Source organism: Deltaproteobacteria bacterium GWA2_45_12 (assembly GCA_001797365.1).
GTDB lineage: Bacteria > UBA10199 > UBA10199 > UBA10199 > UBA10199 > UBA10199.
In genome coordinates, this window is the sequence record MGPH01000057.1 from 1 (window position 1) to 12,476 (window position 12,476).

The following is a 12,476-nucleotide window of genomic DNA, read 5'->3' on the forward strand; positions in this document are numbered from 1 at the left end:
GCGGAACCTATGCTTCCCACAATGATTATTTGTTTCACACGGGCACTGGATGCGGCCAAGTCTTGGGCCACTCCACCCCCCATTGAACTTCCCATTAAAGTGACATCGGTCAATCCTTTTTGTGCCATGAATTGTTCCAGGGCAGGAATCACAGCTGCCTTAAAGACCTTTTTATATCCCTCATCATTTTCATTGGTGTATTGGGCGGGAAGATTGTCGGAATATCCATGTCCCGGCAAATCAACGGTGATCACGTGATAGTGTTCGGCCAATTCATCAAAAATATAATTGTATTGATACGCATTGCTTCCAAATCCGGGAATCAATAAAAGAGTCGGCTTGATAGGATTCCCTTTTTCAAAATAATGAATTTTTACATCCTGTCCGTTAATGTGGGTGGTAACATAATCACCATGGGTTGCATCATTGACTTTGAGTGTGCGTTCTTGGCCATTGTCCATTACACGCCAGCGTTCAGAATCATCCTTGCTGAGATCCCAAATCCCCTCATAAACAATGGCTCCCAAAACCAAGGCACCAACACCCCAACCAATACGTTTAAGCCATTTTGAAATTTTTCCAGGACGTGAAGGGCCCCCTCTTTGAGAACCGCCTCCTCCCTGAACAGTCCCTTGACCATCCCCACCTCCTGAAGAAGCTACTACTTCAGCTTCACTGGTTCCTACCATGAGCGAAGCCCCTATCATTGAATCCTCTGGACCAAATAAGCCCAAAGTTTGGGATGGATGGGTCACAGATTCGACTGTGGGAGACGCTGTTGATTTCCTGCCAGCAAGGGCCGCCAGCTCGGGTCTTATTTGAGAAAAAGAGGCTGCTCCCGGATTTTTCCTAGAGCCTAACCGCAGGCCTGCTCCCACCCAAGCTCCGGTATGAGTCATTCCAAAATTGGAAAAAGAATAGGGACGAAGTGCTAGTGTTGTCATATGTTTAAATTATTTTGGATTGCATTCCTAATCTCGGCATTAGTAAAAAAATGTTGCGTGATTTTTGATACAAAATCTTACTTAAGATAATCAAGGTTTAAACATAGCGCCAACAAGTCAAATTTGATCAAACCTGAATTTATTTATACGAGGATTAATTCTTTGTAAGACTTTCTTGAGTTTGATACGCTTTTGCACATTTAGGAGGGCCCCATGCAAGACATCCACTCCATTTTCAAAAAACAACAGGCCAATCGATGGAAAATATCGCAAACTCCCGCCAGTGTTCGCATTGCCAAACTCAAAAAAATTCGGGACGCCATTTTTGAAAGACGGGCCGAACTTCACAAGGCCATTTATGAAGATTATCGCAAGCATGCTTCTGAAGTGGATCTGACTGAGATTTATCCAACAGTTTCTGAAATCAATGGCATGATTCGCCACCTTCCCAAATGGATGAAACCAAAGAAAGTCGGCACCCCCCTCGTCTTGTTTGGAACTCATAGTGAAGTCCGTTATGAGGCCAAAGGGATTGTTCTCGTGTTGGCTCCCTGGAACTATCCCTTTCAACTCCTCATGGTCCCCGTCGCCACAGCCATTGCCGCTGGCAACTGCGTGATGATCAAGGCTTCTAGCAAAGTTCCGCACACAGCCAAGTTCATCAAGGATTTTTTGGACAAATTATTTGATGAAAATGAAGTAGCCGTCATTGAAGGTGGGGCTTCTGTTGCCGATGCCATGCTTGAGATGCCCTTTGACCACATATTCTTTACAGGTAGTCCTCCCGTTGGCAAAAAAATCATGGGGCTTGCAGCCAAACATTTAACTCCCGTCACCCTGGAACTAGGAGGCAAATCGCCCGTCATCGTAGATGAAACTGCCGATATTAAAAAAGCGGCCGAACGCGTAATGTGGGGCAAGTTTATCAACGCGGGCCAAACTTGTGTGGCTCCTGATTATATGATGGTTCATGAAAGCCGTGAAAAGGAACTGATCGAAGAATGTAAAAAAGTCATCACGGCCCGCTTTGGAGCCACCAAAGAAGCGCTTGAGACTAGCACCAATTTTTGCCGCCTGGTGAGTCATGGTCACTTTGACGGCCTTAAAAAAACATTGGACGAATCCATAAGTCAGGGTGCCCAGGTTGAGTTTGGCGGTTTTGCGAATGCGACCGAACGTTACATTTCACCCACATTGCTTTCAGGCATTACGCCCGAGTCGTCCATCATGAAAAACGAAATCTTCGGGCCCATCATGCCCATTCTTAAATATAAAAATTTAAATGAATTTTTTAGCCTGGTCCGTTCCAAAGACAAACCCTTGGCCCTCTATATTTTTTCGACCAATCAATCGGCCATTGAACAGATTCTTTCGGGCACCACTGCCGGCGGCACTTGTGTCAATAGCCTGGTCATTCACTTGGCCAATCACCATCTTCCTTTTGGTGGTGTGGGTTACAGTGGCATGGGGAACTATCACGGCTTCTACGGGTTCAAAGCCGTATCCCATGAACGAGCTGTGCTTCATCAAGGGGCCATCGATATGCTCAAATACTTTTATCCACCCTACACCAAAGGGGTTAAACGCATGATCGAACTGGCCCTGAAACATTTAATTTAAGGCTTTCTACCCTCATGGAAAAAATCAAAAAACTCGTCACATCCCTATCTAAGGGAACAGATCATACTCTCTGCATTCTCAATGGAGTATTGGGAGATATTTTAGAAAAAGGAAATACGCCCCTTGCAATGAAGATGAAACTTTACGTTGAAAATAAACCGGTTTCGATGACAAAAAAATCTTTAAGTGAAATCAAACTATCAAATAACAAGAAAATTTGCATCCTTGCCCATGGAAGCTGTGGTTCTATCAAAGGATGGAATTTTAAAGAGGACCCATCAAATAACTATGGTTCCCTTCTAAAAAAAGAGAAGGAGATTACCCCTTTTTTCCTGCGTTACAATTCAGGGTTACATATATCCACAAACGGCAAACGCTTATCAGACTTGTTGGAAAAGCTTGTTTGCCATCATCCAGAAAAGATAAGCGAGCTCGTGTTGGTGGGGCACAGTATGGGAGGGCTGGTTTTTCGTAGTGCCTGTCATTACGGGCAAAAAGAAAAAAGAAAATGGGTAAAACTCGTTACAAAAATTTTTTATTTGGGTTCGCCCCATTTGGGAACCCATCTTGAAAAACTGGGAAAACTGACCACCACCGTCTTAAGCCAGATTCCGAACCCTGTCACCAAAGCCATTGTCTCTTTGGGTAATTTGCGAAGCGCCGGCATCAAAGACCTGCGCCATGGATATTTAATCGATGAAGATTGGCAGCAAAAAAATGCGGACAACCTATTTTATAGACATGAAAATAGAATCCCTCTTCTTGATACAGCGGATCACTATCTAATTTGTGGCACACTTTCGAAAGTAGCTGATTCAAAAATGGGCCGTTTTTTTGGAGACGGCATGGTTCATCCGGCAAGCGGTATGGGTCGGGGGTTGTTTTCATCAAACGATATCCCCTTTTTAAAACATCACTGCAAAATCATCCTGGGAATCTCGCACGCTCGTCTGCAAAGAAGTCCACGAGTTTATGAACAGATTCGTGAATGGATGTGATGTAAGTGGTGTTCTTGCCGGATAAAAGATTTTACACAAAATGCGCAACAAGTCGTGCCAAGCCGTAGGTCATGGCGGCAATCAAGGCAGAAGCGGGAATGGTAAAAGCCCAGGCCCATACAATGTTAGAAGCTACTGACCAGCGTACGGCTCCCAGTCCATGGGTCGAGCCTACCCCTACAATGGCTCCTGTAATGGTGTGGGTTGTTGAAACAGGAACACCCAGTGCTGTGGCTCCAAAAAGTGAAAGGGCCGCCGAAGTCTCGGCACAAAATCCACCTGAAGGCTTCAGTTCCGTAATGCGCACACTCATCGTCTTGATAATTCGCCAACCACCTAGCATTGTTCCCATGGCCATGGAAAAATGACAAAATAAAATAACCCATAACGGCACATAAAAAACGGGGCCCAGGTATCCTGCACTAAATAAAAGCATCGTGATAATTCCCATAGTTTTTTGGGCATCGTTACCACCGTGGCCCAAACTATAAAGAGCCGCCGAAACCAGTTGAAACCGGCGGAAATGTTTATCCACGCGCATGGGCTTGGAGCGGGCAAACAAAAAATTAACAACGGTGCTCAGAATAAAACCCAAGATCAGTCCAATCAGAGGAGCAATGAGAATAAAAATGGTTACCTTGAAAATGCCTGCCCAAATAAGAACAGAAAATGTTTGAACTTTTGCCAAAGCCGCACCCACTAACCCACCGATGAGTGCATGTGAGGAAGAAGTAGGAAGTCCCCAATACCATGTAGTGAGATCCCAAACGATCGCCCCTGTAAGAGCGCCAAGTACAACCCAAGCATCCACAATACTTGAGTCAATAATGCCTTTCCCCATGGTTTTTGCTACATGCAACTGAAACACAAATGCCGCTATAAAATTAAAAAAAGCCGCCCAGATAACTGCTTGTTTGGGTGAAAGAACTCGTGTTCCCACAATAGTAGCCACTGAATTGGCCGCATCGTGAAAACCATTGATGAAGTCAAATCCCAGAGCCAAAATTACAAGACTGACTATAAAAAAAAATTCGAGCGTCATTTATGCGTGTTTGAGAATGATTCCTTCAATAATATTGGCCACATTTTTACATTGATCCGTCGTCGCTTCCAGCTTTTCACTCAACTCTTTGAGTTTGATCAGTTGAAACGCATCCGAGCCGTTGTTAAAAATCAGCTCAATGGCGGCATTCAGGGTAATGTCCGCTTTCTTTTCCAATGACTTGATTTCAACACAATGTTTGAGCACATCTTGAAATTTTTTGGGATGGCTTAAATCCTTAACCGCCAAAGCCACCTGATCGGATGAAGCTAAAACCAGGTCTGCCAAAGCCACCAACTCATCCGGGATTGCATCAACATCATAGCGCGTAAGACGATTGCCAATATGATAAATGCTGTCAAGGATATCATCCATCCGCACAACAAGGTTATGCATGTCGGACCGATCAAAGGGAGTCAAAAATGTTTCACGCACCAGATTAATAATTTCATGGGTAATTCGGTCACCCTTCCGTTCACAATCTTTAAGCTCTTTAAGCAAATCAACTCTTTGCTCCTTTTTGGCAATCATCTGGCACAGCAACCGGGAACCTGCCGAAATATTAACGGCCAGCTGATTAAAATAGAGAAAAAAATCATGAGTCTTTGGGAAAAGCCTCAAGCCTGTGATCATTTGTCGTAAATTTTTAAGAGGGGGTTTGGAAATTTCGATATTTTCTTTGTTGGTCATAAGTTACCTCGGCTGGTGTATGCCACTAGACAGACAAAAGGAAAAGAGAAAAAAACAAAATCTCCTTTTCTTGGGTACCTCATGACCAGAATCAGAATAATATATGATCATACTCATATCTAATCTGAATCCTTTCCCTATAAGCCTTAAACAATCTGGAAAAAGAAAATGAATTCAACATTTGAAAGGATTTTTTTATGAAAAACTCATCGCTTTACTTGGTCTTGTTCATTTCAATTTTTCTAAGCGCATGCGGCGGGGGTGGAAGTGGATCCGGCTCCAAAGATTTGGATGTTGATAACGATGGCATAGAAACCATCGCTGATTGTAACGATGCAGACCCATCCATTAATCCTTCTGCCACCGACCTTCCCGATGAAGATTTTTCCGATTCAAACTGTGACGGCATTGATGGGAACATTTCCAAGGGAATCTGGGTTTCAGCAACTGAAGGGAATGATTCTTTTACAGGAACAATCGATGCTCCAGTCCAGACAATCTCAAAAGCTTTGAGTTTGGCCGCCCTCCTTCCCGTATCAGACAGACAAGTCTATGTTGTTTCTGGAGCCTATGCCGAAGATTTGATCGTGGAAAATGACATCAATCTCTATGGAGGTTATGAATTACTTTCTTCCGGCACACGGGCACGCAATCTGACGAGTGCGCGGGCCAGCCTTTTGGGCGTTGATGGAGACAAAAAAGTGAACCTGACCTTTAATGGAACCACTTCTCCTGTCGATTTCACGGTACTCATCCAAAACGGCAACTCAACATTGGATGGTTTCATCCTAGACTCCGATAAAAGCGGCTTTGGCGTAATTTTAATCAATGCAGGTGGCAGCATAAAAAACTCCATACTTCAGGAGAAAATTCCGTTGGCTCCGCGTGATGTTAGCGGCCTTGTTGCCGTCATTATTGAAACCCTGGCCACCGAAAACAGGGTGGTATCTGTTTCCAAGAATCTGCTTACCATGACAGGAAATGGGTTGGCGGGAAACGGAAAAGATTTTGGTGTTGTGGCGTTGCCAGAAGATGCCGCGCTGAAAAATTTAAGTCTGAATGTTTCAGACAACACCTTTGATTCCGAGGGAGATGGCGAAGTGGCCATAGCCGTCTTTGGTGCGGACAATGATGACAACCCCAACGATGATCCCACAACCGATGCCCGTTCAGAAATCACCATGGTTGTGAAAAATAATTTCTTCTCCATGACATCAAGCCATAGTGTCTCCTCCGGTGTGGCAGGAGGGCTACTCATAGATGATGCCGTAGTTCCCGGTCCAAATTATTTCATTGAATCTGTTGAAGTAACCGGGAACGAATTTATCTATGATGGTGATGGAACAGGTGTGGGAGCTAGCATCGGACCTGCACGTGGACATTCGATTATCGCAAATAACGTGCTTTCCTTGGATACAAGGATGACAGGGGTTATCGGCATGACAAGCTTTATGAGTCACACCGATGTTTTTTATAATACCCTATCCGTTGATTTGAACGGTAAAAATTCTTACGGACTGCTTTTCATGGGCGATGACAGTCTCCTCAATTACATAAATCAGACCCCAGGATCGGTAACAAACAATATTTTCAGTTTAAAATCCGTATCCTTTGCGGCTTGTGGATTAATAGGTGTGTTAGAAATGATGAAAGCAACGGCGGATGCAAACGTAAACATGGCAAGTCCCTCCGAATTCAAAAACAACGATATTTTTGTTACAGGGGATTGCACTACAGAAATACTCTATTCAGATATCCAGACAGTAAGCCCCCCAGGAACCAGGCTGGATATCAACTCCATCAATAATCTAAACAATAAATTGGGATTCAGGCCCGATGACCCAACCGTGTTTTCCAACAATATTTCCGAAGATCCCCTGTTTACAAATACCATAGCGGGAGATTTTACCCTGACAGGTGCCTCACCTGCATTAGATAGTGGTTTAATGTTTGAGGCCGGTTGGAAAGATATTACAGGAACTCTCCGCCCCCAAGGCCCCGAAGTAGATATGGGCGCTTATGAGAAGTGACCTATTGAAAATCTGAAATACTTGCATGTCGGAGGAAATAAAAAAAATAATGATTTCTGTATTTTAAAAAGTAACTGCTCCGTCATGCGTTTTTCTTTTTTCATTGGGATTCTCCTCGGCTGAATGGATCATTTCACCAATCAAATCTGCCGCCCACCGATAAACATTATTCTCGGTAACTTGAGCCTTCATCCGCGCCATTCGACGTTTTTGTTCGTCAACTGGCATTTCAAGCGCGATCCTGATGGTTTCGGCAAAATCGGCTCGTGCATGGGGATTGATTTGTAATGCCTCTTGAAGCTCCCTGGCTACCCCGGCAAATTCAGACAAAATCAAAACACCATCACCTGATTCCCTGGCCGCAACAAATTCTTTTGCCACAAGATTCATGCCATCAGCCAGAGAGCTTACAAGACAGGCATCGGCCATTCGAAGAAAAGTGTAAACGGTTTGGGCATTGTGATGATCTTTGAGCAATAAAATAGGCTTCCAACCCCGACTGCGATGTTTCCAGTTGATTTCATCTGCCATTTCCTCAATTTGTTTTACCAATTCCCGATAGGAAGGAATATGAACCCGTGAAAGAGCGGCTAATTGAACAAAAACAACTTTTTCCTTGTAGGCGGGATGTTTATCAAAAAACCTGTCAATGGCTCCCAGTCGCTCCGGGATCCCCTTGGTATAATCAAGCCGATCGACACTCACGACAAGACGAACTTTTTTCAAATCATAATCTTCACGATACTTTGAGGCTTGTTTAAGAAATTCGTCCTCTTTTAAGGTTTGCCTTTCGGTCCAGGGCTGCACACCAATGGGAAAAGGTTTTACAACTGTTGCGCTGTTTTCCTGAAGTACCGCAAAACGATCCCAATCAATTCGGACAGGGAGCAAGCTATTCACTGTATCAAGGAAATTATTACAATACGATTGCAGGTGAAAACCGATGAAGTCAGCACCAAGCATCCCTTCCAGAATTTCCCTTTTCCAGGGGCAAACCTGAAAAGATTCGGGGTTTGGCCATGGAATATGCCAGAAAAGACCAACGACTGCATCGGGACGCCGTTCCTTGATGAGTTTGGGCAAAAGGGTAAAATGATAATCCTGAACCAGGATAAACGGTCTTTCTTTTTTACATTCGGCGACAATTTCATCAGCAAACTTTTGATTCACCTTATTGTAGAGGCTCCAATCTTTTTCTTCAAAGAGGGGCCGGTGATGTGTGAGATGACAAAGGGGCCAGAGGGCTTCATTTGAAAATCCATAGTAATATCCTTCCTCTTCTTCCTTGGTGAGGGCAATTCTCTTTAAAGTGTAGGAAGGTGCCTCGGGAGGGACCAGAACTTTGCCCTCCGAATCAGTAACTCCCCAATCTGCGTCGCCCGCTCCATGCGCAATCCAGAGCCCTGAGGTCGCTTTTAAAACGGGGTCAAGCGAAGTCACAAGCCCGCTAGCCGGGATGATGACTCTTACTTGTCCTTGTTCTTTCACGTGCATATATGGTTCGCGGTTTGAGACAACGATCAGTTTCTTATTTCCCATGAGGGTCACGGCGTGGGCCTTGAGGCGGGCGGGCGTCCAAAGATTGGCAACTTGTTTTTCTTGAGAAACTTCGTGAGCCGTTTCTCGGGCAGAACGAAGGCGTGCCGTAAGTTTCTCAACCTCCCGCGCCACAGGCTTTAAAAGAGATTCTGTCGGCGGAGGAGTTGCCATATCCTTCTCCAACTTCATCCAACCCAAAAGTTTATAAATGGATTTTTCAAATAACCGCCTCGAAATCAAATAAGTCATGGCTGAAATAAAAAAAGCAAGAATGGCAAAACTCAGTGTTGTCCAGGCGATCAGAGAACGGATACGTTCATTGATGTAAGAGGCCTCGTGAACTATTGTCAAAGTGCCAATCAGGTTTTGATTTTTATCTTTCAATGGGTAGGTCAAGGTATGAAGCGTCATTCCGCTTTCTTCATGAAGAAAAACTTTCTCGATATTTTCCGACCCTGATCCGGTTTCATCACCGGCAATAAATCCTTCACAATTGCCAATATCGGAAAGGGCCAATGATCGCGCAACAATTTTTCCATCAACACCACACAAAAGGATTCCCATCGTCCTGCCCTGCCCTGCAAGACGTTCAGCAAGATCTTCCTCGTCTCCCGCTGGTGGATTTTTCAAAAACCGCATGCCTGCAGGAGCCAAGCTTTTGGCAATGATGCGTGCCCGACGATTGAGATCGTCCATAAGCATTTCTTTCTCCTTGGTCACACGAAAATAAGAAAAACCAAGAATCCCAAAAAAACAAACAATGATCAAAGAAATGGTAATGGTCAAAATATACCGTTTCATGGTGAACTCCTTCTTGATTTATACTCCCTCTTCTATGCCATAACGCATTAAAATTGCTCTTCTCTTAGTTTCTCGAGATTTTTTTTGATAGCCTCACGTACTCTCCTGATTTTTTCTTTAAGCCACTCTTTTTCTCCAGGAATGGCCACAGGGTCTTCCAGGGCCCAGAGAATTTTTTTGCGCCCCTTGAGTATTGAGGCAGCCTCCCAAGCCGGTTCGGCAAGCACAATCACCAGATCAAAATGATTATCAGAGACAGCAGCTAGCTGTTTGGAATAATGAGAGGAAATATCTATGTTGATTTCACGGGTCACTTCAACAGTAAGTTCATTCAAACTTCCCCGATGCACACCGGCACTTTGAATCTCAAAGCTTTCCGGAAACAGGGTACGTGCTATACCTTCCGCCATCTGGCTTCGGCAGGCATTGTATTCACAGATAAAAAGTATTTTCATTGTTGAATGTTTACTAAGGATAGTCCGAATTTTCAAGCATCAACTGCCTTTCCCAATCCTGAAGATTGGATAAGAACACACACCTAAAACACTGGGCAATCCCATGGAATTATAATATATGTCCCGCCGGACTATTGAAAATAAAGGGGGTATCATGAAATTTGTCCTGCACTCCGTCAAAAAAATGAGTAAAACCGAAACCGCGGGTGGCATTATACTCTTGCTGGTCACCATAAGTGCGCTTTTCTGGGCCAATTCTCCGTGGTCACAAAGCTATTTCGATCTTTGGCATACGTCCTTTAACATCGGCATCGGTTCGTGGATCTTGGACAAACCAATCCATCACTGGATCAACGACGGACTGATGGCGATCTTTTTTTTTGTTGTCGGACTCGAAATCAAAAGGGAAATTTTGGCTGGAGAGCTCTCATCTCTTAGGCAGGCGATTCTCCCTTTGGCTGCCGCCATTGGTGGAATGCTGGTTCCAGCCTCTCTTTACCTTCTTTTTAACATGGGAAAATCGGGAGCCGCCGGATGGGGAATTCCCATGGCCACCGATATCGCCTTTGCCATTGGCGTCTTGACCCTGATGGGGAAAAAAATTCCTTTACCCCTGAAAATTTTTCTGACGGCCTTGGCAATTGTGGATGATCTGGGTGCGGTTTTAGTTATCGCTTTTTTTTACACCTCTTATATCTCGTGGGCCAATCTGGGCATTGGAGTTCTCTTTTTGGGGCTTCTCATGGGTGCTAACCGGGCGGGAATCCGCCATCCACTGGTTTATGCCCTCTTAGGGATAGGAGGCCTATGGCTTGCCTTTCTTTTATCAGGGGTACACGCCACTATTGCCGGTGTTCTTGCCGCTTTCACCATTCCCGCACGTACGCGTATCGATGAATCGGAATTCTTGGTCAGAAGTCAGGGATTCTTAAAAGAATTCGAAAAAGCTTCTTCCAATAAGCTTGCTTTTAAAACCAGCTCCCAACAGGCAGCATTATCAGGATTGGAGGAGAGCACCGAACAAGTACAACCCCCACTTCAGCGTCTAGAACATGCCCTTCAACCTTGGGTCATTTTCCTCATACTGCCCTTGTTTGCCCTGGCAAATGCGGGGGTTTCCCTAAAAGGTGATCTTTTCACGACGATGAAACATCCGGTGACCATGGGCATCATCGTTGGCTTGGTTATCGGAAAACCGGTCGGCATCTTCCTGTTTTCATGGTTGGCAGTAAAAACCCGTGTAGCAGTCTTACCCAAAAATATCGGATGGAAAATGATTTTTGGCGTAGCCTGCTTGGGTGGAATCGGCTTCACAATGTCACTTTTCATCTCGGGTCTGGCCTTTGGTGAATCATCGCTTACATCCTACTCGAAAATTGGGATTCTGATGGCCTCAACACTCGCAGGTATCATTGGCTGGATTTTCCTAAGGATAGGAACCTCTAAAAATTCATTCCTTGGAAAAATGCTCCGATGAATTCGCCCACTGACATTTCGAAAAAAAAATTAAGCGAACTGGCGGCCCTGTTTCTAAAACTCGGAACCATTGCTTTCGGAGGCCCGGCGCCCCACATCGCCATGATGGAGGAAGAAGTGGTAAGGCGCAAAAAATGGCTTTCCCACGATGATTTTCTCGATCTTTTGGGGGCAACAAATCTGATCCCCGGGCCTAATTCAACCGAAATGGCCATCCACATCGGTCACCGGAGAGCAGGCTTTGTCGGGCTTATTGTTGCCGGCCTGTGTTTTATTTTTCCCGCAGTCATGATCGTCTGGAGCATTGCCTGGGCCTATGTGCGCTTCGGCACTCTTCCCGAAATCCAAAATATTCTCTATGGAATAAAACCGGTTATCATCGCCATTGTCGTTTGTGCGCTTTGGCGTTTGGGTCAAACGGCGATCAAGACCAAAACACTCGCGCTCTTTTGTCTGATGGCCATACTTGGCTCTGCTTTGGGAATAAATGAAATATTCGTTATTTTTGGTACCGGAGTTCTGGCCCTGATCTGGCATTGGTTAAGAACATGGAAAAATTCGAGTAGGTTAAACGGTTTTTTATGGTTCTTTATATCTTCTTTATGGGGAACCCCTACTCTGCTTCCCAATTTGGGCGTCGAATCAAAACTGCCCGCAGTTTTTTTGATCTTCCTGAAGATTGGTTCCGTTCTTTTCGGCAGCGGCTATGTCCTGCTCGCCTTTTTACAGGCCGATTTTGTGGATCATCGGCATTGGCTTTCGCAATCCCAGCTGCTGGATGCTATTGCTGTAGGGCAGTTCACTCCCGGTCCGGTCTTTACAGCAGCCACTTTCGTGGGATACATCATCGCCGGAAACCAGGGAGCGCTGTGGGCCACCTT

General features: G+C 44.9%; 9 protein-coding genes and 1 pseudogene. 5 read left to right on the top strand and 5 right to left on the bottom strand.

Going from position 1 to position 12,476, the window contains the following annotated elements; translation table 11 throughout:
• Nucleotides 1-944, bottom strand: a pseudogene (locus A2048_02735) (hypothetical protein).
• Nucleotides 945-1,157: 213 nt separating this feature from the next.
• Between A2048_02735 and A2048_02740 the strand changes: the two are divergent.
• Together A2048_02740 and A2048_02745 are read left to right on the top strand one after the other, a co-directional pair.
• A complete protein-coding gene (locus A2048_02740; GenBank protein ID OGP07858.1) occupies nucleotides 1,158-2,564 on the top strand; it encodes an aldehyde dehydrogenase in 1,407 nt (468 codons plus the stop codon).
• 14 nt (nucleotides 2,565-2,578) lie between these two features.
• The gene (locus tag A2048_02745) at nucleotides 2,579-3,562 is read left to right on the top strand and encodes a hypothetical protein (protein ID OGP07859.1); all 984 of its coding nucleotides are present in this window, start codon (nucleotides 2,579-2,581) and stop codon (nucleotides 3,560-3,562) included.
• Between the two features lie 31 nt (nucleotides 3,563-3,593).
• On the opposite strand, the gene A2048_02750 is transcribed toward A2048_02745, so the two are convergent.
• Nucleotides 3,594-4,604: an inorganic phosphate transporter gene (locus A2048_02750; protein OGP07860.1), complete on the bottom strand. Its 1,011-nt coding sequence runs from the start codon at nucleotides 4,602-4,604 to the stop codon at nucleotides 3,594-3,596.
• Complete coding sequence (locus tag A2048_02755) at nucleotides 4,605-5,237, bottom strand: hypothetical protein (GenBank protein ID OGP07866.1); 633 nt, start codon at nucleotides 5,235-5,237, stop codon at nucleotides 4,605-4,607.
• A 254-nt stretch (nucleotides 5,238-5,491) separates the two neighbouring features.
• Between A2048_02755 and A2048_02760 the strand changes: the two genes are divergently transcribed.
• The gene (locus A2048_02760; protein OGP07861.1) at nucleotides 5,492-7,324 is read left to right on the top strand and encodes a hypothetical protein; all 1,833 of its coding nucleotides are present in this window, start codon (nucleotides 5,492-5,494) and stop codon (nucleotides 7,322-7,324) included.
• Between the two features lie 63 nt (nucleotides 7,325-7,387).
• On the opposite strand, the gene A2048_02765 is transcribed toward A2048_02760, so the two are convergent.
• Both A2048_02765 and A2048_02770 read right to left on the bottom strand, forming a co-directional pair.
• On the bottom strand, nucleotides 7,388-9,664 hold the full coding sequence (locus A2048_02765; protein ID OGP07862.1) for a hypothetical protein: 2,277 nt from the start codon (nucleotides 9,662-9,664) through the stop codon (nucleotides 7,388-7,390).
• A 47-nt stretch (nucleotides 9,665-9,711) separates the two neighbouring features.
• Nucleotides 9,712-10,119 (bottom strand): hypothetical protein, encoded by a 408-nt coding sequence (locus A2048_02770; protein OGP07863.1) that lies wholly within the window; start codon nucleotides 10,117-10,119, stop codon nucleotides 9,712-9,714.
• A 118-nt stretch (nucleotides 10,120-10,237) separates the two neighbouring features.
• On the opposite strand from A2048_02770, the gene A2048_02775 reads away from it, so the two are divergent.
• Nucleotides 10,238-11,596 (top strand): Na+/H+ antiporter NhaA, encoded by a 1,359-nt coding sequence (locus A2048_02775; protein ID OGP07864.1) that lies wholly within the window; start codon nucleotides 10,238-10,240, stop codon nucleotides 11,594-11,596.
• Nucleotides 11,593-12,476, top strand: an 884-nt coding sequence (locus tag A2048_02780; protein ID OGP07865.1) for a chromate transporter, incomplete at its 3' end; no start/stop codon positions are given. The genes A2048_02775 and A2048_02780, both read left to right, overlap by 4 nt.